Source organism: Streptomyces sp. NPDC002690 (assembly GCF_053592415.1).
In genome coordinates this window covers 1-21,168 of record NZ_JBSFVR010000063.1, presented here as the reverse complement: position 1 = coordinate 21,168, position 21,168 = coordinate 1, and the positions used below count along the sequence as shown (strand labels likewise).

The window sequence follows — 21,168 nt, the reverse complement described above, 5'->3', positions numbered from 1 at the left end:
GGGCCGTGGGAGCGGCCCTCGTCGTGCTGTGCTCAGGACACGGCGTGGTGGAGGCGGTCCGCCTGCTTGTCCTTGAGCGGGCCGATGACCGAGAGCGAGGGGCGCTGCCCGAGCAGTTCGGCGGCGACCGCGCGGACGTCGTCGGGCGTGACCGCCGCGATCTCCGCCAGCATCGCGTCGACCGACATCTGCTCGCCCCAGCACAGCTCGCTCTTGCCGATGCGGTTCATCAGGGCACCGGTGTCCTCCAGGCCGAGGACGGTGGACCCGGAGAGCTGCCCGATGGCCCGGGCGACCTCGTCGTCGGGCAGGCCGTCGGCCGCGACCTTGTCGAGTTCGTCCCGGCAGATCTTGAGGACGTCGTGGACCTGGCTCGGGCGGCAGCCCGCGTACACGCCGAAGAGGCCGCAGTCGGCGAAGCCCGAGGTGTACGAGTACACGCTGTAGGCCAGGCCGCGCTTCTCGCGGACCTCCTGGAAGAGACGCGAGCTCATGCCCCCGCCGAGGGCGGTGTTGAGCACACCCAGCGCCCAGCGGCGTTCGTCGGTACGGGCGAGGCCCGGCATCCCGAGGACGACGTGCGCCTGCTCGGTCTTGCGGTTCACGACCTCGACCTTGCCGGCGGTGCGCAGGACGCGGGAGCCGTCGCGCGGGGCCATCGGCTCGGCGTCGGTGCGCGAGAGCGCCCCGGCCCGGTCGAATGCCTTGCGGACCTGGCGTACGACCGTGGCGTGGTCGACGTTGCCCGCGGCGGCGACGACCAGGTGCGTGGGGTCGTAGTGCTTCTTGTAGAAGCGGGCGATCCGCCCGCGGTCCAGCGCGTTGATCGTGTCGACGGTCCCGAGGACCGGGCGGCCGAGGGGGGTGTCGCCGAACATCGTGTGCGCGAACAGGTCGTGCACGCAGTCGCCCGGGTCGTCCTCGGTCATCGCGATCTCTTCGAGGATGACTCCACGCTCGGCGTCGACGTCCTCCGCCCTGATCAGCGAGCCGGTCAGCATGTCGCAGACGACGTCGATGGCGAGCGGCAGGTCCGTGTCGAGGACCCGCGCGTAGTAGCAGGTGTACTCCTTCGCCGTGAAGGCGTTCATCTCTCCACCGACCGCGTCGATCGCGGAGGAGATGTCCAGGGCACTGCGCTTGGCGGTGCCCTTGAAGAGGAGGTGTTCGAGGTAGTGGGTCGCGCCGTTCAGGGCCGGGGTCTCGTCGCGCGAGCCGACGTTGGCCCAGATCCCGAAGGTGGCGGAGCGTACGGAGGGCAGGGTCTCGGTGACGACACGGAGACCGCCGGGGAGCACCGTACGGCGGACCGTACCGATGCCGTCGGTGCCCTTGAGAAGCGTTTGGGTACGGGCGACGGCCCGCGCCTTCGAAGAGGCGCGGGCCGTCGTCACGGAACTACGGGACGTCACTTGGAGGCGTCGTCCTTCTCGTCATCTTCACCCTCGACGACCGGGATCAGGGAGAGCTTGCCGCGGGAGTCGATCTCGGCGATCTCGACCTGGACCTTGGAGCCGACCGCGAGCACGTCCTCGACGTTCTCCACGCGCTTGCCACCGGCGAGCTTGCGGATCTGCGAGATGTGCAGCAGGCCGTCCTTGCCGGGCATGAGGGAGACGAAGGCACCGAAGGTGGTGGTCTTGACGACCGTACCCAGGTAGCGCTCGCCGACCTCCGGCATGGTCGGGTTGGCGATGGCGTTGATCGTGGCGCGGGCGGCCTCGGCCTGCGAGCCCTGCTGGGCACCGATGTAGATGGTGCCGTCGTCCTCGATCGTGATGTCGGCGCCGGTGTCCTCCTGGATCTGGTTGATCATCTTGCCCTTGGGGCCGATGACCTCACCGATCTTGTCCACCGGGATCTTGACGGTGATGATCCGCGGGGCGTTCGGGGACATCTCGTCCGGAACGTCGATGGCCTCGTTCATGACGTCCAGGATGTGCAGACGCGCGTCACGGGCCTGCTTCAGCGCGGCGGCCAGGACCGAGGCGGGGATGCCGTCGAGCTTGGTGTCGAGCTGGAGCGCGGTCACGAACTGCTTGGTGCCGGCGACCTTGAAGTCCATGTCGCCGAAGGCGTCCTCCGCACCGAGGATGTCGGTGAGGGCGACGTAGTGGGTCTTGCCGTCGATCTCCTGGGAGATGAGGCCCATGGCGATACCGGCGACGGCGGCCTTGAGGGGCACACCGGCGTTCAGCAGCGACATGGTCGAGGCGCAGACCGAGCCCATGGACGTGGAGCCGTTGGAGCCCAGCGCCTCGGAGACCTGGCGGATCGCGTAGGGGAACTCCTCGCGCGACGGCAGGACCGGGACGATGGCGCGCTCGGCGAGCGCGCCGTGGCCGATCTCACGGCGCTTGGGCGAGCCCACGCGGCCGGTCTCGCCGACCGAGTACGGCGGGAAGTTGTAGTTGTGCATGTAGCGCTTGCGGGTCACCGGGGAAAGGGTGTCCAGCTGCTGCTCCATACGGAGCATGTTGAGGGTGGTGACGCCCAGGATCTGGGTCTCGCCACGCTCGAACAGCGCCGAGCCGTGCACGCGCGGGATGGCCTCGACCTCGGCGGCGAGCGTACGGATGTCCGTGACGCCGCGGCCGTCGATGCGGACCTTGTCCTTGATGACGCGCTCGCGGACCAGCTTCTTGGTCAGCGCACGGTAGGCACCGGAGATCTCCTTCTCGCGGCCCTCGAAGGCCGGGAGGAGCTTCTCGGCCGCGATGTCCTTGATGCGGTCGAGCTCCGCCTCGCGGTCCTGCTTGCCGGCGATGGTGAGCGCCTTGGCGAGCTCGGTGGAGACGGCCTTGGTGAGGGCCTCCAGGACGTCGTCCTGGTAGTCGAGGAAGACCGGGAAGTCGCCGACCGGCTTGGCGGCCTTGGCGGCCAGCTCGGACTGCGCCTTGCAGAGGGCCTTGATGAAGGGCTTCGCGGCTTCCAGACCGGCTGCCACGACCTCCTCGGTGGGGGCCTCGGCGCCGTCCTTGACGAGCTGGACGGTCTTCTCGGTGGCCTCGGCCTCGACCATCATGATCGCGACGTCGCCGTCCTCCAGGACACGGCCCGCGACGACCATGTCGAAGACGGCGTCCTCGAGCTCGGTGTGCGTCGGGAACGCGACCCACTGGCCCTTGATCAGGGCGACGCGGGTGGCGCCGATGGGGCCGGAGAAGGGCAGGCCCGCCAGGATCGTGGAAGCCGAGGCGGCGTTGATCGCGACCACGTCGTACAGGTGGTCGGGGTTGAGCGCCATGATCGTCTCGACGATCTGGATCTCGTTGCGCAGGCCCTTCTTGAAGGAGGGGCGCAGCGGCCGGTCGATCAGACGGCAGGTGAGGATCGCGTCCTCGGAGGGGCGTCCCTCGCGGCGGAAGAAGGAGCCGGGGATCTTGCCCGCGGCGTACTGCCGCTCCTCGACGTCCACCGTGAGGGGGAAGAAGTCGAGCTGGTCCTTGGGCCGCTTGGAAGCGGTGGTGGCCGACAGCACCATGGTGTCGTCGTCCAGGTACGCGACGGCGGAGCCGGCGGCCTGCTTGGCCAGGCGGCCCGTCTCGAAGCGGATGGTGCGGGTGCCGAAGGTGCCGTTGTCGATCACGGCTTCGGCGTAGTGGGTCTCGTTCTCCACTAGTGATTTCTCCATACTCGTCGTCTTTCGTCCTCCCGCCCGTGTGGCGGAGGACGGTGCGTGGAGAAGCGCGCCTGTCGTGCGGGCCGGTCTTCGATCGAAGCCCCCGGGCGTTCTTTCCCGGGTGCCACTACCGAGGACCGGCGGCTGCGGGAGCGCGCTTCCCCTCGTGTCGTTCAGTCGTGTCGTACCGCGTCGTGCTGGTGGTGCGATGGTGCGTACGTCCAGGTTACTGAGGTTGCCCCCGGTAGCGCACGTACAGCAAAGGGAGCGGCCCCCGGGAAGTGGGCACCGCTCCCTCTCACAGCGTGCTTACTTGGCGCCGCCGGCCGCACCGCGGCGGATGCCGAGGCGGTCGACGAGGGCGCGGAAGCGCTGGATGTCCTTCTTGGCGAGGTACTGCAGGAGGCGGCGACGCTGGCCGACCAGGATCAGCAGACCACGACGGGAGTGGTGGTCGTGCTTGTGCGTCTTGAGGTGCTCCGTCAGGTCCGAGATCCGGCGGGAGAGCATGGCGACCTGAACCTCGGGGGAACCGGTGTCACCCTCCTTCTGGGCGAACTCGGACATGATCTGCTTCTTCGTAGCGGCGTCGAGCGGCACGCGTACTCCTCTTGGTGTTCGATGCGCCCACGAGTGCCCCTGGTCTGGATCTCAGGGGAGCTTCCGTGACTCGGAGGCGAAGGTCCGATGGGCGCAGCCCCCAGAACAAAACCGGGGACGCGTACACAAACGGCCACCGCACAGACTACCAGCCGCCGGACAGAGCCCTCCCCGGCCGCCCCCGCGCGCGGGCGGGGGCGGCCCTCGGAGTGCGGGAATCAGCTGGTCAGGGAGCGGATCGAGGTGTAGACGCCGAAGACCGCGAGGCAGAGCGGCAGGAGCGTGAGCAGGACGAACGCCTCGGCGATCTCCAGGAAGCGGCCCCAGAACGGGGTGACCCCCTTGCTGGGCACGATGAGCCCTATGGCGGTGATCACCGCGGCGGTCGCGGCGACGGCCGCGGTGAGCCAGATCGTACGGATGTCGAGCGCCGCGGTGTCGCCGCGCAGGGCGTCGATCATGATGCCCGTCGGGGGACGCAGGCAGAGGCCGAGGCCGAGGAGCACCAGCGCGCCGAGACCCGCGGCCAGCGCGCAGGCGACCTGGGCGGTGTAGCGGAAGAGGTGGGCGCGCATCAGCATGGCGCAGCCGGTGGCCAGCGCCAGCAGCTGTCCGAAGACGTCGGCCGAGAATCCGAGGACGGCCGCGCCGGCGACCGCGACCATGGCGCAGCCGCCGGCCAGGCCGAGCAGCAGCTCGTGGCCGCGCCGGGCCTGCGCGGCGATCCTGACCGCGTCGACCGGCCCCTGGGGGGCCTGCTCGGCCGTTCCGTAGTCGCCGCTGGTGGTACGGGGCGGCTCGAAGCCGATGGGCAGACGGGCGAAGCGGGTGGAGAGGGCCGGCAGGAATCCGAGTGCCCCGACCGAGAGCGGGGCGCAGACGGCCGCGGTCTCGGTCGGCTCCAGATCGGTGAGGATCGCGGCGAAGGTCACCAGCGTGCCGACGGCCGAGGCGAAGACGAAGGCGACGAAGGGGCCGTCGCCAGTGGGGGCGACGATCACCAGGATCACCGAGACGACGAGGACGGCGACGCAGGCCAGCAGGAACTGCAGGCGGCCGATCCCCTCTCCGGCGTCCAGCGGCAGCAGGCCGGACCCGGCGACGGCTCCGTTGACGAGGGCGCCTGTGCCGAGGGCGATGGCCGAGCCCCGGTCCTCGTACACCCGGGCGCGTACTCCGGCGACGGCGAGCAGCAGGACGGCGGCGACCGCGGCGATGACACCGGGGAGGCCGTGCATGTCGTGCAGCGGGTCGGCGGTCCACAGGACGAAGCCGAGGAGGGCGAGCAGCACCGAGCCGCCGAAGAGGCCGGAGCCGCGCATCAGGGCTTCGCCCCAGAGGGTGCGGTCACGGGCCACCGCGGACGCGACGGCGTCGGAGACGTCGTCGAACACGGCGGGTGGCAGCGATTCGGAGAACGGGCGCAGCGAGAGCAGCTCGCCGTCGAGGATGCGCTGGGCGGCGAGGGTGCGTCCGCTGTCGAGCACGGTCCCGTCGCGGCGTACGAGGTGGTAGCCGACGGGCGCTCCCTCGGCGGGGCTCTGCCCGGAGAGCCGCAGGACCTCGGGGTAGAGGTCGGCGAGGGGGACGTCCTCGGGCAGTGCGACGTCGACGCGGCTGTCGGGGGCGACGACGGTCACCCTGCAGAATCCGGTTCCGTTGCCGGCCGGAACCCCGAGGCCGGTTCGGCCGGGTCCGGTGGTCGCCGCTCGGGCCGTCGTGGTCACCTGTCGCTCCCCCTCATTGCCATCCGCCCCCGCCGGGAGCCTTCTCCCGGCCGGGACCTCGTCGCCGTGTCTCTCCACAGAGACGCGGGTCCTCGCAGCCCGTCCCGAATGACCGTTTTTTGGGCGGTAGTTCGCGGGTGCGTACACGCGTCGCGCTACCCTACCGCTCTCCACCCGGCTGCTCCGTCAGTAGGATCTTTGCCCGGGCGGAGCCCGTCGCCACGGGGGCGTCGAGAGGAACAGATCTGTCCGGCAAGGGAATTGGTGAGCCGTGAGCCACATCGTCGTCAAGCGCCCACCGCGCGCGCTGCCTTCCGAAGTACCGGACGCGGAGGTGCAGTTGCAACCTCCTCCGGAGCTGCCGCGCGGGCAGCAGGAGGGCGCGATGATGCAGTTGCTGCCGATGCTCGGCATGGGCGGCTCGGTGGTCTTCTTCTTCATGACGCCGAACCCGATCATGCGGATCATGGGCATGGTGATGATCGCGTCGACGGTCGCCATGGCGATCTCGATGCTGGTCCGTCACCGGCGCGGTACGCAGGGGCAGCTCGCCGACATGCGGCGCGACTACCTGAAGTACCTGACACAGACCCGCCGCGAGGTCCTGCGCACCGCACGCCTCCAGCGTGACGCCCAGTTCTACCTGCACCCGTCGCCCGAGCAGCTGTGGGCGCTGGTCGCCGAGGGCAGCAGGGTCTGGGAGCGCCGGGTCGCCGACGTCGACTTCGGGCAGGTCCGCATCGGCCTGGGGAACCAGGAGCTGGCCACCCCGCTCGTTCCCCCGCAGACCGCACCGGTGGACGAGCTGGAGCCGCTGACCGCCGGGGCGATGCAGCAGTTCCTCAACACGCATTCGTCGCTGGACGGGCTGCCGATGGCCGTCTCGCTCCGCGCCTTCTACCACGTGACGGTCAGCGGCGATCCGGATTCCGTGCGTTCCTCGGCACGCGCGCTGATCGGTTCGCTCGCCTCGCTGCACTCCCCCGAGGACCTGGTCGTGGCGATCGCGGCGGACCGGCAGTCGTCGCCGCACTGGGAGTGGGCGAAGTGGCTCCCGCACGTCCAGCTGTCCGGATCCACGGACGGGGCGGGGAGCCGCCGGCTCATCTCGACGAGCTGCTCGGAGCTGGAGGAGCTGCTCGGCGGCCGTCTCGACGGGCGCCCCCGCTTCCAGGCCGGCGGGCAACCGCTGATGGACCAGCCGCACATCGTGGTGGTGCTCGACGGGGAGTCGGTTCCGCCGATGTCGGTGCTGGCCTCCCCCGAGGGCGTACAGGGCGTCACCGTCATCGAGGTGGTACCGGGTGAGGTGACCGGTGGCCGCGGCGGGCTGTCCGTGGTGGTCCATCCGCAGGTGCTCCAGCTGGAGTCGGGCCACGGGCTGGTCTACGAGGGCCAGCCGGATCTGCTGAGTTACGAGGCCGCGGAGGCGCTGGCCCGCCAGCTGGCGCCGCTCGACGTGGCGGCGGGCGGGGACGACGACGAACCGCTGCTGGCCAATCTGGAGTTCACCGATCTGCTGAACCTCGGGGACGCCTCCTCGGTGGACGTCTCCCGGACCTGGCGCCCGCGCTCGCAGGCGGAGCGGCTGCGCGTCCCGATCGGTGTCGGCGAGGACGGCACCCCGGTCATGCTCGACCTCAAGGAGGCCGCCCAGGAGGGCATGGGACCGCACGGCCTGTGCGTGGGCGCGACGGGTTCCGGCAAGTCGGAGCTGCTGCGCACGCTGGTGCTGGGGCTCGCCGTCACGCATTCGTCGGAGACGCTGAACTTCGTCCTCGCCGACTTCAAGGGCGGTGCCACCTTCGCCGGGATGGCGCAGATGCCGCACGTCGCCGCCGTGATCACCAACCTGGCGGACGACCTGACGCTGGTGGACCGCATGGGCGACTCCATCCGCGGTGAGCTGAACCGGCGGCAGGAGATGCTCCGCGACGCCGGCAACTACGCCAACATCCACGACTACGAGAAGGCGCGGGCGGCCGGTGCCCCGCTGCTGCCGATCCCCTCACTGGTGCTGGTGATCGACGAGTTCAGCGAACTGCTCACCGCGAAGCCGGACTTCATCGAGATGTTCGTGCAGATCGGCCGGATCGGCCGTTCGCTCGGCGTGCACCTGCTGCTGGCCTCGCAGCGCCTGGAGGAGGGCCGGCTGCGCGGGCTGGAGACGTACCTGTCGTACCGGATCGGTCTGCGGACCTTCTCGGCGGGCGAGTCCCGCGCGGCGCTCGGCGTGCCCGACGCCTACCACCTGCCGAACGTGCCGGGTTCCGGCTACCTGAAGTACGGCACCGACGAGATGGTCCGGTTCAAGGCGGCGTACGTCTCCGGGGTCTACCGCACGGGCGCGGAGCGGGCGTCGATGCCCGGCGGGCCGCTGCCGGTGGACCGCCGGCCGGTCGCCTTCACCGCGGCGCCGGTTCCGGTGCGGTACGTGGAGCCGGAGCCTCAGCCGGACGTGCCCGAGGCGCGCAAGTCCGAGGACGACGCGCTCGCGGACACCGTGCTGGACGTGATCGTGCGCCGGCTGGAGGGGCGCGGTGCCTCGGCGCACCAGGTGTGGCTGCCGCCGCTGGACAACCCGCCGTCGCTGGACGAGCTGCTGCCCGGCCTCGCGCCGGTGCAGGGACGCGGCCTGACCCAGCCGGGGTTCGAGGGTGCGGGACGTCTGGTCGTCCCGCTCGGCGTGGTCGACAAGCCGTTCGAGCAGCGGCGCGACACGCTGTACCGGGACTTCTCCGGTGCCGCCGGGCACATGCAGATCACCGGCGGTCCGCAGTCGGGCAAGTCGACGCTGCTGCGGACGCTCATCGCGGGCTTCGCGCTCACCCACACCCCGCACGAGGTGCAGATCTACGGACTGGACTTCGGCGGCGGCGGTATGGCGTCGGTCAGCGGCCTCCCGCACGTCGGCGGGATCGCCTCCCGCCTGGACCCCGAGCGGGTGCGCCGTACGGTCGCCGAGGTGTACGGCATCCTGACGCGGCGCGAGGAGTACTTCCGCAGCGCGGGGATCGACTCGATCGCCACCTTCCGCCGCATGCGGGAGCGGGGCCAGGTGACGGTGGAGGACCAGCCGTGGGGCGACGTCTTCCTGATCATCGACGGCTGGGGCAACTTCCGCAGCGACTACGAGGGCCTGGAACCGGCCGTCCTCGACATCGCGGGACGCGGTCTCGGGTACGGCATCCACCTCGTCGTCACCGCCTCGCGGTCCATGGAGGTGCGCGCCAACCTCAAGGACCACCTGATGAACCGGCTGGAGCTGCGGCTCGGTGACGTCATGGACTCCGAGCTGGACCGCAAGTCGGCCGTCAACGTGCCGGCCGGGGTGCCGGGCCGGGGTCTGACACCGGAGAAGCTGCACTTCATGGCAGCGGTGCCGCGCATCGACAGCATCAACTCCGACAGCGACCTCTCCGAGGCGACGGCCGCAATGAACCAGGAGGTCGCCCGCCACTGGACGGCGTCCCCGGCGCCGGCCGTACGCCTCCTGCCGCGCGAGCTGCCCGCCTCGGCGCTGCCGCCGGGTCACGCGCACCCGGAGCGCGGCATCGCGTTCGGCATCGACGAGAACAACCTGGAACCGGTCTTCGTCGACTTCGAGCACGACCCGTTCCTGATGGTGTTCGGGGAGAGCGAGTCCGGCAAGTCCAACCTGTTGCGCCTGATCATCAAGCAGCTGACGGAGCGCTACGACGGCAACGCCTGCAAGCTCTTCGTCATCGACAACCGGCGCTCGCTGCTGGACGTCACCCCGCCGTCGCACCTGGCGGAGTATGTGCCCATGTCCAACAACATGGAGCACCACATGGAGGCGCTGTACGACCTCATGCAGCGGCGTACCCCGTCGGCGACGGTCACCGCGCAGGAGTTGCGGGACCGCAGCTGGTGGCGGGGCCCGACGGTGTACGTGGTCGTCGACGACTACGACCTGGTCTCCACGTCGAGCGGCAACCCGCTGGGCAGGCTCACCGAACTGCTGCCGTTCGCCCGGGACGTGGGCGTGCGCTTCATCATCGCCCGTAACTCGGCGGGCGCGGGACGGGCCGCGTACGAGCCGTTCATCCAGCGGATGACCGAGCTGGGTGCCCAGGGGCTGCTGCTGTCCGGCGACCCGAACGAGGGCGACATCATGGGCAACGTCCGCCCGCGTCCGATGCCCGCGGGCCGGGGCGTGTTCGTCTCACGCCGCCGGGGCAACCCGCTGGTGCAGACGGGGCTGGTGGACGGGGAGCGGTAGGCCCCGAACGGTACGTCGCGCGGCCGGGCCGGGTACCCCTTTCGGGGCGCCCGGCCCGCTCTCGCTCTACGGACGCAACAGCGACGGCGCCCCCTCCTGTCCCGGAGGGGGCGCCGTCGAATCACCCGTACGTACGCAGCAGCCCTGCCGGACAGGTCGGGTGTGGGCACCTCCCGCGCGTGCCCACACCAGGAACCCGGGCGAACCCTGCCGGGAGGGGCACTAGAAGTTCTGCGCGGCCTTCTTGTCGCCCGCCTGGTACGCGGACGCGGCCTCGCGCACGGCGCGGGTGATCTGCAGCAGGGAGTCGTGGACCGACCGGGCGTCCTTGTCCCACCCGGCCTGGGCGGTGTCGTACGCGCCCTTGGCCTCGCCCTGCCACAGCTCGGCGACGGAGGCGACACGGCGCTTGATCGCGGCGAGGTCCTCGTCGAGCTGCTTGCCCTGCCGCTCGATGGAAGCAGCGGCACCTTCCAGGCTGGAATATGTGACAACGGTCGTACCGTCGTTGGTCGTCATGTGGTCCTCCGATTCGGGATGGTTGCGAGACGACTGCCGCGAAGCGCGGGCAGCCGCGTGGGTCAGAAGCTGTTGAGGCTCGACGTGGGCGCGGAGGAGCCCGAGTCACCGGTGTAACCCGGCACCACGTCGATACCCCGGAGGGCGGCGCCGACCTCGTCCTCGGTGTTGCCGGAGATGGTGCGGGCGGCCTTGATGGCCTCCTGGAAGTTCTGCAGCCGGATGCCGATCGACACCATGCTGTCGTTGATCTGGCGCTGCTTGTCGTTGAAGGCGTTGGCGCCGATGCCCTTCCAGGCACCTTCCAGGCTGTCGATCGTCGCCTGGAGCGTCTTCAGCTGCCCCTTGACGGAGTCGAAACGCGTCGAGAGTTCGTTCTCCAGCTGAAGGAGACTGTGTTCTGTGACCTTCTGATCTGCCATGGACCTGGTTTCCTTTCGGGTTCTCTACGGACCGGCAGGTTCTCGCCGGAAGTTCATGGGTGAACCGGCCGCGCGCAACCGCCGTCGGCCGTGGCCGTCGCCGGTCAGGCCGCTCCGGCCGGTCGCACGGTCAGACGGTGCTGCGGCGCCTGCGGAGGTAGTAGAGGGCACCCCCGCCGAGAACGACCACGACCACCACTCCGCAGGCGATCAGGCCGAGGTTGTTGCCGCTGTCCTCGGACTCGCTGGAGCCTGCCACAACCGTGGCGTCGCCGGATTTCCCCTGCGAAGGCTGTGACGAAGCTGAAGCAGAGGCGGACGGGGAAGCGGAGCCCGAGGGGGCAGCCGAGGCGGTGGAGCCGGAGCCCGACGCGCTCGTGCTCTTCCCGGTGAGCGGGCTGATGTCCGGATCGCCGGGGTCGCCCTTGTGCTTGAGGAGGTTCATCGACGGGCGGATCAGACCGTGCCCGAGGTAGGCGCTGGTCTCGTCGTCGGGCCAGTCCCGGGCGGCCGTGTCGATGAGGACTCGGAGGACCTGATTCGCCGTCCAGTCGGGGTGGGCGGACCAGATGAGGGCGGCGGAGGCGGAGGCGATGGCGGTGGCGGCACTGGTCCCACCACTGTCGCAGTACGACTGGAACGTGTTGTCGCACCAGTCAGGAACGTTGACTCCCGGCGAGGCGAGGTCCACGAAGCCACCGTGCTGGGACGTCTTGGCCACCGTCCCCTTGTTGTCCGCCGAGGAGACTGCGACGACCTCCTTGTAAGCCGCCGGGTATTGAACCGCGTTGGCCCCGTCACCGTCGTTCCCCGCTGCGGCGAAGAACAGCTTTCCCTTGGACAGGGCGTACTGCGCCGCCTCACGCTCCTCGTCCGCGGGGAAATCGCTACCGAAGGACATGCTGATGATCCGCGCGTCAGTGTCGGCAGCAGCTCGAATGGCGTCTTCGCTGTCGTGCGCGTTGACGTGATTGTTGTTCTGGAACTCCGTGTCGGAGATCCGGTACGGAATGATCTTCGCGTCCGGTGCGAGCCCCTTCAGGCCGCCCCCGTCGCCCGTCCCGGCGATGAGCTCGGCCATGGTGGTGCCGTGCCCGGCGTAGTCGTCGTTCTCGTCGCCCTCCGCCTCGGTGGCGTCCCAGCCCTTGAGGACCTGGCCTCGCAGCGACGACGTATCGGGATTCACACCGGTATCGATGACCGCGACTGTGATGCCCTTGCCCGTGGAGACCTTCCACATCTCCTCGGCCTGCATGGCGTCGAGGTACCACTGCTTCGCCTGCACGTCTTCGGCCACGGCGGACTGAGCCAGCCCGGCGAAGCAGACACTCCACGCGGCGGTCACGGCGAGTGCGCCAATCAGTCGGCGGCGCACGCCCCGGGATCTACGGCGCGTCGGGGCATGGCTCATTTCTGCGGTCATCCTGACTTCCGAACCTTCCACGTGCCTACTCGATCACCGGTGGTGCGGCCTCGGGCCGTCCGGCCGTCCAGGTCTCTTCGTCTTCCGTCAGGTAGTCGGGGCGCGTCGACGCGTTGTTCTCTTCCTCTTCCTCGCGTTCCTGTCGCCCTCCGGGGCGTACCAGGCCCGCTCCTCCCGACGTGAAGCCCTTGCCTCCCGAGCGGCCGCGCGGAGTGCCGACCACGCCGTTCGAGCCCGGAGTTCCCCGGCCGGTCGGCCGGCTCCCGGAAGAGCCGTTGCCGATGACGCCGCGCTGACCGGCGCTCCTGGCGGACGCCCCGCCCTGACCGCTGTTCTGACCGCCGATCACCGTGCCGCGACCACCCGCACGCGCACCCGAGGTACCGGAGGCGGACCCCTTCTGCTGAGGCGTTCCACCCGTGATACCGCCGCGTCCGGCCCGGGGAGTGGAGCCCGTGCTCGAACCGCTCTGGCCCGCCACCGGACGTCCGCCGCTCACACCGGACCGGCCGGAGGCCGACGATGTGCCTCCAGTACCGGCGGAGCGCCCAAAAGCCTGGGAGCCACCGGTCGTCCGGCCCGCGTTCCCGGTTGCCGTTCGCTGGGTGGCCGAGTTGGTTCCGCCCGGAAGCCCGGTCCGGGCGGAACCCCTCGCGGTGCCGGTGGAGCCGGATGCCGGCTTCACGCTGCCGCCGCGCACCCCGCCGCCGAGCGGACCGGTCGACGGGAACAGCGTGCTGCCGGGCCCCGGGGACCCGCCCGTGGCAGTGGGAGCTGGCGACGACGGGCTCTGCGTCGTGGGCGGGAGCGTCGTCGGCGCGGTGACGCTGTCGATCTCGGTGTGTGTGTCGCTGTCCAGGACGGGCTTGGTGGTGGTGACCAGTTCGTCGGCGGTGTGGTGAGGTTGCGGGCTGGTCACCTCACCGGTCACCGACCTCACCGTGCCGGTACCGGAGGTATGTCCTGGAAGACCGTTGCCCGAGTGTCCGGAGGAGCCGGAAGAAGCATCCGGGTCCTTGGACGCGCTCCTGGGACGCGGCATGTCCACCGACAGCTGCATGTCGAACCGCGGCGCCTCCTGCGTGGCCAGCACCTCCGAGGTGACGGAGTAGTAGGAGGCCAGCCGGTTGGCCTGGTTGATGGCCTCCTGCCGGTGTCCCTCGACCTTGACGGCCGCCGCGTACTCCGGGTTGCTGTCGATGCGCTCCGGGGCGGGGATGTCCTTGGGGTCCTTGCGGATCGCCCGGTTGTCGCGCGGGGGCAGGGAACTCTTGACCGAGGCCAGTCCGGTACCGGCGACGGTGATCTGGGTGGCGGCGGAGTCCGCGAACTCGCCGAGCCGGGTCGCGTGGGCCACCAGGCCCGCTCCCCAGTCGCGGAAGGCGATGTTCGCCTCGCCCTTCCAGTCCACGACGGCGATGTGGTCGCCGAGTTCCTTCGCCGCTTCCCTGATCGCGTCCCGCGCCTTGTAGAGCGCCTGTCCGGCGGCCTCCAGATCGGCCGGGTTGGAGTTCTCGACCAGGTCGATCATCGCGTTGAGGTCGTGGCTCTCGAAACAGGTACGGCCGGCCGGACGGCCCGAGCCGCCGAAGAGGGAGCCGGCCACCTCGCGGACCCGCTCGGTGACGTCCGTACCGACGATCTGCGCCGTGACCCGGCCGTGGTCGTACGTCTGCTGCTCGGCCGGGGTCAGCTCCGGCTGGTTCTCGGTCATTCGGCTGCCCACCCTGAGTCGACCGTGGTGTCCTCGTTCTTGGCGTTCTGCTGGTGCTCCTTGTCGAGGCGCCCCTTCACCACGTAGAACCGGCGCCGCACCTCGTCCTCGGTGTTGTCCATGCCGACGGCGGCGGCGTGCACACCGAGGCTGAGGTATTCGATCTGGTCGCCGAGCGTCTTGGAGAGCGAGGTGAGCGACTCGTGGACGCGGGTGTACTGGGAGTAGAGGGCGTCCGCCTCGTGGAAGCCCGCGTTCCCGCCACTGAACGAAGTACGCGAGAGTTCGTGGGCCCCGATCTTGGTGCGGCCCGCCGCCGAGCTCTCGAGGTCGGCCAGGAGTACGTCCACCCTCTTCTTGAACCGCTCCAGCGCACCGACGCCATGTTCAAGGTCGGCCGTTCCGCCGCTGGAGCTTCCTCCGTCGTCTGCGAGCACGGTGACTGCCTTTCCCCCGTTGTTCTCGTTTGCACAAACCGTCTTGCGTTGCGATCGCACCGGGACACCCCACGGTCATCACGCACCCCATACTCTATCCACAGGGCTCTGAGGGGCCAACTGTGTTGTCAGTCATGTGACTTACAGATGGACACTTGTCAGTACGGGGCCGACCGGGCGTCTTCTTGCCAACCACCCTCCGTGCGAACGGTGATGGGCGAGCAGGCGGTACGAGGCTCATGCGCCCCCGGCACCGGAGAACCTGCGCCGGCGCGCGTCGCGCAGCGCCACGGCGACCCCCGCTATCGCGGCGACGAGCACCAGCGCACCCACCACGACGTACGTCGCGAGGCGGGCATCGCGCTCCTCGGCCGTCTCGCCCAAGGTGAGTTCGGCCGGAGTGGGAGCCTCGGCCGCACTCATCCCTTCGCGTGCGGCCGGCTCTTTGACCGGCTTGTCATCTTCGGTGAGGGCGCGTACCGGGTCGACGACTCCCCAGCCGACCAGGCGGTCGTGCCCCGCGACGGAACGTTCGGCGGTCTGCTCGATCTGGGCCACGATCTCCTCCTGCTCCCACTCCGGGTGCCTGGACTTGATCAGGGCGGCGACCCCCGCCACGTAAGGGGCCGAGAAACTGGTGCCGTTGTCGGCGCAGTGCCCTCCTGCGGGCACAGTGGAGACCATGTCCACGCCGGGGGCGGCGACGCCCACCCAGGAACCGGTCTGGGAGAAGCCGGCTCGCTCGTTGTTGCGGTCCGAGGCGGCCACCGCCAACACCCCCGGGTACGAGGCGGGGTAGGTCCTCTTGTCGGTCGCGTCGAGTCCGTCGTTGCCCGCCGAGGCGACCACGACGACCTCCGCGGCGAGCGCGTGGTCGACGGCCTGCTGGAGTGCGACCTCGGGTTCCACCGCGTTGGCCGTGTCCTGGGAGATGTTGATGACGTCGGCGTGGGCGGTGTCGACGGCGTAGACGATGGCGTCGGCGAGGCTCTTCGCCGTGCCGTGTCCCTCGGCGTCGTTCTGCTGGATCGGGATGATCGTGGCGTCGGGGGCGAGCCCCACGAAGCCGGTGTCCTTCGCCTCTCTGGCGGCGATGATGCCGGCGACCCGCGTGCCGTGGCCGACGGTGTCCGTCGTGCCGTTCTCCTTGCCGCGCGGGAGGGGATCGCCGTTCTCGTCCTTGATGCCCTTGGCCATCAGGTTGATCCCCGCCGAGGCGTCGACGGCCTTCTTCAGCTGCGGGTTCACCGTGTCCACCCCGGTGTCGATCACCGCGACCCGGACACCTTTTCCGGTGGAGCGGCTCCAGAGCTGGTCGAGCAGCACACGCTGGAGCGACCAGGGGCGTCCCGCGTACGGCTTCGAGGGGAAGGTGCACTGGGTGAAGTCGTCGGCGGCGGCGGGGACGACCGGTACGGAGACCAGGGTGACCGCGGTCGCCGCGGCGACCGTCAGCAGACGCCGCTTCAGGAGTCGTGCGTGTTTCGGGGGGTTCAGGGGGGTCATGGCTGTCCGCCGCCCTTCTCAGGAGCCCTGCGGCTGACGGGCAGCCGCGGTCGACAGTCGGGGGCCGGTCGGCAAAAATTCGGACCAGGCCGCGGGGACGGGGGCCGGGTCGACCTTCCCGTACCCGAGCCGGGTCTGGGCCTGCTGCGCCTCGGCCAGTCGCTCGGCCTTCTCCTTGGCGGAGCCGGACTCGCCGATCCCCGAGTCGCCCCCGGCGCTGTCGCCGTTGGACTGCATCGCGTACCGCAGCCCGGTGTCGGTGACCAGGAAGAGGTACCCGGTGGAGGTGTCCGAGCCCTTGAACTGGCGGAAGAGCTGGCCCGAGCCGGGGGTGACGTACGCGCTGCTGGAGCCGGTGGGCAGGGTGGCGGGGAAACCGGTCCCCGCCCAGGTGGAGAGGGTGGTGGCTCCGGTGTCGCCGTTCACCGCGCGCAGCACGCTGCACACGGTGTTGCGGCTGCCGCTCGCGGTGCTCGCGGAGTTGACGGCGCGAGGCGCGTCCTTCGGCCACTTCTTGTCGTCGCCGAAGGACTGGCCCGGTGCGATGGCGGCGGCGCTGACCGCCTTCGCGGTGCCCGCCTGGCCGAGGTCGATGAGGTCGCGGCTGCTGAGGAGCAGCTTGGCGGTGAACTCGGAGATGGGCGCTACCCGGCCCTGGAGGACCACGTACTTCCGGGTCGAGGTGCCCGAGGTCGCTTCGAGGACCATGCCGACCTTGTCGAGCGCGGGGTCCAGGTCGCCGCCCACCCCGGCGTCCTCGCCGGCCGTACCGGGGACCACCGGGAAGGTGATGGGGTCGCCGGTGTGCAGGGTCGCCAGCCAGGCCGAGGAGACCCGCTGCGGGGTGCGGCGCTCACCCACGAGGGTGCGCAGCAGGAGTTCGTCCGTCTTGTCGACGGTGTACGCGCGGCCGTCGGCGTCCACGACGTGGCGGACGCCGTCCGGGCCTTCGACGTACATCAGCTCTCCGGCGGTGAGCCGCTGGGTGCCCTCGGTCTTCTTCTCCTCGCGCGCGGCGAAGACGAAGGCCGCCTTCTGGATCGCCCGGCCGCCCTCGCCGGGGCGCTCGCAGACGGCCCAGCGCTTGGTGGCGCCGGCGTCGCCTCCGTCGGGCAGGCGGTCGGGTGCGTAGGGGATGCCGAGGGTCGCGCCGTGCGGGATCTTGCCGCTGTCGAGTTCGGACTCGGCGACGTTGATGACCTTGCCCTTGTCCGGGTCGAGCAGCAGTTTCGCGGAGGACATGTTGAGGACCGGATGGAGCTGCGTCTTGCCGTTGGTCTTGAGGACGACGTAACGCGTCGTCGACTCGCTGGCGATGATGACGTTCTCGTTGGGGGTGTCCCATCCGGTGGGTGCGACGGGCTTGAACATGCCCCAGGCACCGAAGACCGCGAGGATCACGACGCCGACGACGGTCCCGGGGACCACCGCGCGCAGGGGCCGCGGCGCACCTTCCTCGGAGCCGCTGGGGTGGGGTTGCACGAACTGTGCGATCAACCTCCGCTTCGCAAAGGTGTAGGCGTTGAGTTCGTCCCGCCTTGATGCCATGATCCGCTGCCCCTTCTCCCCGACGGGCGACCAGATAACCACATCCGTTTGCGGATTCAGTTGTCGCACCGGCGCCCCTACTATGCCTGTTGACGGTGCGCGGACACGCCTCAGGTAGGGTGATCGCCCGGTCAACAGCCATAGGGAAAAAGCTGAATAGGGACACGAGGGGGCAACACGGCGATGGGCACTGCGACGCGCGAGCGTACGGGTCGGGGGACCGCGGACGCGTCCGGCACTTCCCGGCGGCAACGCCGCGGCCGACGGCCAGGGACCGGACCCGAGGCCTCTTCCGGCTCCACCGCGCCCGCCTCCGCGGTGCTGCGGTCGGCCTCGCGGACCAGCCGGGTCAGTCCTCTGCTGCGGCAGCTGGTGCTGGTCGAGGTGGCGTTGGGCGCGGCGGCGGTGGGAGCCGCGCTCGGTGGGATGTGGATGGTTCCCGGCATGGTGGTCGCCGGCGTCCTGGTGGTGATCGCGGTCATCCGACGGCGCGGTACCGCGTTGCAGGACTGGCTGTCGACGGCGTTCGCGTTGCGGGCCCGGCAGCGGATGCCGGTGGGTCATCAGCCGGACGCTGAGGCCGCATTGGCCCCGATCGCGGAGAACGTGCCGGGTTTCGCCCCCTTCGTCTACATCGACCGTGAGCGCCGTACGGTCGGGATGCTCGGTGACGGCACCTTCCTCACCGCCGTGGTGCGGGTCGAGGCGAGCGGCGAGGCGCTCCGCCCGGCGTTCGGCGCCCGGGCGCTTCCGCTGACGCTGCTCGGCGAGGCGCTCGAGGTGGACGACATCGTGCTGGAGTCCGCGCAGTTGGTGCAGCAGGTCCGCTGCGCCCCGGCGCCGCACCTCCCGGCGCGGTCGGTGGCCCGTCTCTCGTACGCCCCTCTGCAGGAGCAGACCGGGGCTCCGGCGCTGCGGATGACCTGGGTGGCGGTGAAGCTCGACCCGGAACTCTGCCGGGAGGCGGTGGAGGCGCGCGGGGGCGGGGTCGCCGGTGCCCAGCGCTGTCTGGTGCGGATGGCGGACCATGTGGCGAGCCGGATCACCGGGGCGGGGTTCCGGGCGACCGTCCTCGACCAGGAGGAGCTGAACGCGGCCGTGGCCACGTCGGCCTGCGCGAATCCGATCCAGTCGGCACGCGCGGTGCGCCAGGAAGCGGCGGCGCAGCGCCGGACGAAGGAGACTTCGCGGGTGTGGCGGTGCGACGACCGGTGGCACACGACGTACGCCGTCGACCGCTGGCCCGAACTGGGCCGGGGTGCGACACCGCTGCCCAAGCTGGTGGCGCTGCTGACCTCGGTACCGGCGTACGCCACGACGTTCAGCCTCACCGTGCGGCGCGGGGCGCACCAGGGGGCGGTGTCGGTGGCCGGGCACGTCCGGATCACCGGCGGTTCCGACACGGAACTGGTGAGTGTGCGCAGGACGCTGGTGCAGGCGGCCCGGGTGGCCAAGGTCGGTCTTGTACGGCTGGACCGCGAGCAGTTGCCCGGAGTGCTCGCCACTCTTCCGCTGGGAGGCGCGCAGTGAGCCGGATCATGTCGCGGCACGGACTGCGGGGTCCGCGGCACGCGGGCCACACCATCGCGGTGGACCATCTGGGCGCGTTGTCGCTGCCGGTCGGTGACGACGGTGTGGTGATCGGCAATGACGCGGAGAACCGCCCGCAGATCATCGGCTTCCACCGCCCGGCCCCGTACGACGTGCTGCTCATCGGTGGTCTGTGGACCGCTCAGGTGCTGGCGCTGCGCGCGGCGGGCACGGGTGCGCGGGTCGCGGTGGAGACGGGCCGTACGCAGGCGTGGACCGCGATGGCGCAGGCGGCGGGCGCCGGGCTGGAGTGCGTCTCCCTGCACGAGGTGGGCCGGGTGCCCCCCACGGGCGCGACGGTGGGCAGTCCGGTGGTCGTCGTACGGGACTGCGGGATGCGGCCTCCCCGTGGTCGGGTCGTCTCGTCGCCCTGGCAGTCCGTGCTGACGCTGCTCCCCTATCTGAGCCCGGTGGCACCGCGGTTGATGCGGTCCTCGTCGTTGGTGGGGGTGCAGCGGGTCTCCCCTTCCGAGGCGGAGCAGATCGGCCGCATCCTCGGTCTCTCGCGCGTCGAGAGCGAGGCGTTGCCGACGCTGGCGGACGGGGTCACCCTCTGGGTGTCGGGCCGTGAGCACCACTGGGTGATGACGAGCGCGACGGACGCGGAGACCGGACTGCTGGGGACGGCCCGCAGGATGGACTGAATCCGTCCGGTTCCGCCCCGCCGGGGGTGCGTTCCATGGACGATGGAGTCCCACGTCACCGTTCGATCGAAAGGGGCGCCGCAATGGGCACCCAGCAGGAGAAGGACGAGCTCTACGCGCTCGACATCACGGACGCCGTGTGGCTGAGCGCCCCCGGCACCGAAGCCGAGGAGGAGCGGGTCGAGATCGCCCATCTGCCCGAGGGTGCGGTCGCGATGCGTTCCTCGCTGGACCCCGGGACGGTGCTGCGCTACACCGAGGCGGAGTGGCGGGCCTTCGTACTCGGCGCCCGTGACGGGGAGTTCGACCTCAAGTAGGGGTCGGCGGAGTGTGCGGGGCGGTGGTCCGGCCGGGCCGCCGCCCCGTTCGCGCGTCCACCCGTCGCGGGGATGTCGTGGCCGCCGCCGTGGTGCGCGCGGGGCGACCTGGGCCGTGTCCGACCGTTCGCCCGCCCGGCGGGAAGGGCCGGACACGGCTCGGGCCCGGTGCGGGCGAGTGTGACGGCACGGACTGTTCACTGCCCCGGGTACGGCCTGACGTAGGGGGCCCGATGGCGATTAGGGTGGGGTGTGGGCGTGTCGCGGTACCTTCGGGCGTGCGACACGTGGCCCGGAGGGAAAGCCGGGCGTATCGGACAACGGGGAGACGGTCGTCCCTGCCCACCACGGCACGAGGGTGCTCGACCACACCAGGAGGCACAGTGAACAGCGATCGGGACGAGATGCGCGAGGGATGGAACACGCCCGGCGACGAGTCGTCCGACGCCGATCCCGCCGAGCTGACGGGTGAGTTCACCATCGACTACACCCCGCCCGCCTGGTACACGCAGAACGCGGTGGGCGACTCCTCGGGCGGATCGGGCACCCCTCCCACTCCGCCGCCCCCGAACGGGTCTCCGGTGCCGGGACTGCCGTCCCAGGGCGGGTTCGAGCGCGCCTGGACGGCTGCGGCTCCCCCGCCGCCCGTGCCGCCCGCGATCCCCGAACAGACCCCGCCCGTCACGCCGTTCACCCCCGGACCGTACGCGCCGCAGGCCTCGGCCCCGGCCCCGGCCCCGGTCCCGCCGGAGTCCACGGCCGGCGGCGGAACCGCCTCGCAGCCGTTCGGGGGCGGCGACGTGGAGAGCGGCGCCACGATGCGCTTCTCGGCGGCGGCGCTGAAGCGGGAGTTCGC

The 21,168-nt window shown here is 70.6% G+C and carries 16 protein-coding genes; 5 read left to right on the top strand and 11 right to left on the bottom strand.

The window, feature by feature from the left end; translation table 11 throughout:
- Positions 1–32: 32 nt before the first annotated feature.
- The 4 genes from ACWD3D_RS11465 to eccD all read right to left on the bottom strand — a co-directional run bounded on the left by ACWD3D_RS11465 (position 33) and on the right by eccD (position 5,949).
- Entirely contained in the window at positions 33–1,412 is a 1,380-nt protein-coding gene (locus ACWD3D_RS11465; RefSeq protein WP_451460669.1) for a M16 family metallopeptidase, read from the bottom strand.
- Complete coding sequence (locus ACWD3D_RS11460; RefSeq protein WP_451460676.1) at positions 1,409–3,619, bottom strand: polyribonucleotide nucleotidyltransferase; 2,211 nt, start codon at positions 3,617–3,619, stop codon at positions 1,409–1,411. Before ACWD3D_RS11460 ends, ACWD3D_RS11465 begins: the two co-directional genes overlap by 4 nt.
- 312 nt (positions 3,620–3,931) lie before the next feature.
- Complete coding sequence (gene rpsO / locus ACWD3D_RS11455; RefSeq protein WP_003965855.1) at positions 3,932–4,222, bottom strand: 30S ribosomal protein S15; 291 nt, start codon at positions 4,220–4,222, stop codon at positions 3,932–3,934.
- 218 nt (positions 4,223–4,440) lie between these two features.
- Positions 4,441–5,949 carry a type VII secretion integral membrane protein EccD gene (gene eccD, locus ACWD3D_RS11450; RefSeq protein ID WP_451460668.1) on the bottom strand — a complete coding sequence of 503 codons (1,509 nt, stop codon included), beginning with the start codon at positions 5,947–5,949 and terminating at the stop codon, positions 4,441–4,443.
- A 271-nt stretch (positions 5,950–6,220) separates the two neighbouring features.
- Between eccD and eccCa the strand changes: the two genes are divergently transcribed.
- On the top strand, positions 6,221–10,192 hold the full coding sequence (eccCa, locus tag ACWD3D_RS11445) for a type VII secretion protein EccCa (RefSeq protein WP_451460667.1): 3,972 nt from the start codon (positions 6,221–6,223) through the stop codon (positions 10,190–10,192).
- A 222-nt stretch (positions 10,193–10,414) separates the two neighbouring features.
- Here the strand turns inward: eccCa and ACWD3D_RS11440 are convergent, their stop codons facing one another.
- The 7 genes from ACWD3D_RS11440 to eccB form a co-directional block, all read right to left on the bottom strand.
- A complete protein-coding gene (locus ACWD3D_RS11440) occupies positions 10,415–10,711 on the bottom strand; it encodes a WXG100 family type VII secretion target (protein WP_328719082.1) in 297 nt (98 codons plus the stop codon).
- Between the two features lie 62 nt (positions 10,712–10,773).
- Positions 10,774–11,133 (bottom strand): WXG100 family type VII secretion target, encoded by a 360-nt coding sequence (locus ACWD3D_RS11435; protein ID WP_451460666.1) that lies wholly within the window; start codon positions 11,131–11,133, stop codon positions 10,774–10,776.
- A gap of 130 nt (positions 11,134–11,263) precedes the next feature.
- A complete protein-coding gene (locus tag ACWD3D_RS11430) occupies positions 11,264–12,556 on the bottom strand; it encodes a S8 family serine peptidase (protein ID WP_451460665.1) in 1,293 nt (430 codons plus the stop codon).
- Between the two features lie 25 nt (positions 12,557–12,581).
- Complete coding sequence (locus ACWD3D_RS11425) at positions 12,582–14,270, bottom strand: hypothetical protein (RefSeq protein WP_451460664.1); 1,689 nt, start codon at positions 14,268–14,270, stop codon at positions 12,582–12,584.
- A complete protein-coding gene (locus ACWD3D_RS11420; RefSeq protein WP_451460663.1) occupies positions 14,267–14,707 on the bottom strand; it encodes a hypothetical protein in 441 nt (146 codons plus the stop codon). The genes ACWD3D_RS11425 and ACWD3D_RS11420 overlap by 4 nt, the downstream gene beginning before the upstream one ends.
- 237 nt (positions 14,708–14,944) lie before the next feature.
- Positions 14,945–16,213, bottom strand: a complete 1,269-nt coding sequence (gene mycP, locus ACWD3D_RS11415) for a type VII secretion-associated serine protease mycosin (RefSeq protein ID WP_451460662.1) — start codon at positions 16,211–16,213, stop codon at positions 14,945–14,947.
- 18 nt (positions 16,214–16,231) lie between these two features.
- Positions 16,232–17,761, bottom strand: coding sequence for a type VII secretion protein EccB (gene eccB, locus ACWD3D_RS11410; RefSeq protein WP_451460661.1), 1,530 nt, complete (start codon positions 17,759–17,761; stop codon positions 16,232–16,234).
- Between the two features lie 183 nt (positions 17,762–17,944).
- On the opposite strand from eccB, the gene eccE reads away from it, so the two are divergent.
- From eccE to ACWD3D_RS11390, 4 genes are all read left to right on the top strand, one after another.
- On the top strand, positions 17,945–19,291 hold the full coding sequence (gene eccE / locus ACWD3D_RS11405; RefSeq protein ID WP_451460660.1) for a type VII secretion protein EccE: 1,347 nt from the start codon (positions 17,945–17,947) through the stop codon (positions 19,289–19,291).
- 8 nt (positions 19,292–19,299) lie between these two features.
- Entirely contained in the window at positions 19,300–19,995 is a 696-nt protein-coding gene (locus tag ACWD3D_RS11400) for a hypothetical protein (protein WP_451460659.1), read from the top strand.
- A gap of 83 nt (positions 19,996–20,078) precedes the next feature.
- Positions 20,079–20,312, top strand: coding sequence for a DUF397 domain-containing protein (locus ACWD3D_RS11395; protein WP_328719091.1), 234 nt, complete (start codon positions 20,079–20,081; stop codon positions 20,310–20,312).
- 383 nt (positions 20,313–20,695) lie between these two features.
- Positions 20,696–21,168, top strand: a 473-nt coding sequence (locus tag ACWD3D_RS11390; RefSeq protein WP_451460658.1) for an SCO5717 family growth-regulating ATPase, incomplete at its 3' end; no start/stop codon positions are given.

What these genes read in the sequence shown, in the direction of transcription:
- ACWD3D_RS11440 (WP_328719082.1), bottom strand. Translation starts at nt 10,711, where the DNA reads ATGACGACCAACGACGGTACGACCGTTGTCACATATTCCAGCCTGGAA.
- ACWD3D_RS11435 (WP_451460666.1), bottom strand. Translation starts at nt 11,133, where the DNA reads ATGGCAGATCAGAAGGTCACAGAACACAGTCTCCTTCAGCTGGAGAAC.
- ACWD3D_RS11430 (WP_451460665.1), bottom strand. Translation starts at nt 12,556, where the DNA reads ATGACCGCAGAAATGAGCCATGCCCCGACGCGCCGTAGATCCCGGGGC.
- ACWD3D_RS11425 (WP_451460664.1), bottom strand. Translation starts at nt 14,270, where the DNA reads ATGACCGAGAACCAGCCGGAGCTGACCCCGGCCGAGCAGCAGACGTAC.
- mycP (WP_451460662.1), bottom strand. Translation starts at nt 16,213, where the DNA reads ATGACCCCCCTGAACCCCCCGAAACACGCACGACTCCTGAAGCGGCGT.
- eccB (WP_451460661.1), bottom strand. Translation starts at nt 17,761, where the DNA reads ATGGCATCAAGGCGGGACGAACTCAACGCCTACACCTTTGCGAAGCGG.
- eccE (WP_451460660.1), top strand. Translation starts at nt 17,945, where the DNA reads ATGGGCACTGCGACGCGCGAGCGTACGGGTCGGGGGACCGCGGACGCG.
- ACWD3D_RS11400 (WP_451460659.1), top strand. Translation starts at nt 19,300, where the DNA reads ATGTCGCGGCACGGACTGCGGGGTCCGCGGCACGCGGGCCACACCATC.
- ACWD3D_RS11395 (WP_328719091.1), top strand. Translation starts at nt 20,079, where the DNA reads ATGGGCACCCAGCAGGAGAAGGACGAGCTCTACGCGCTCGACATCACG.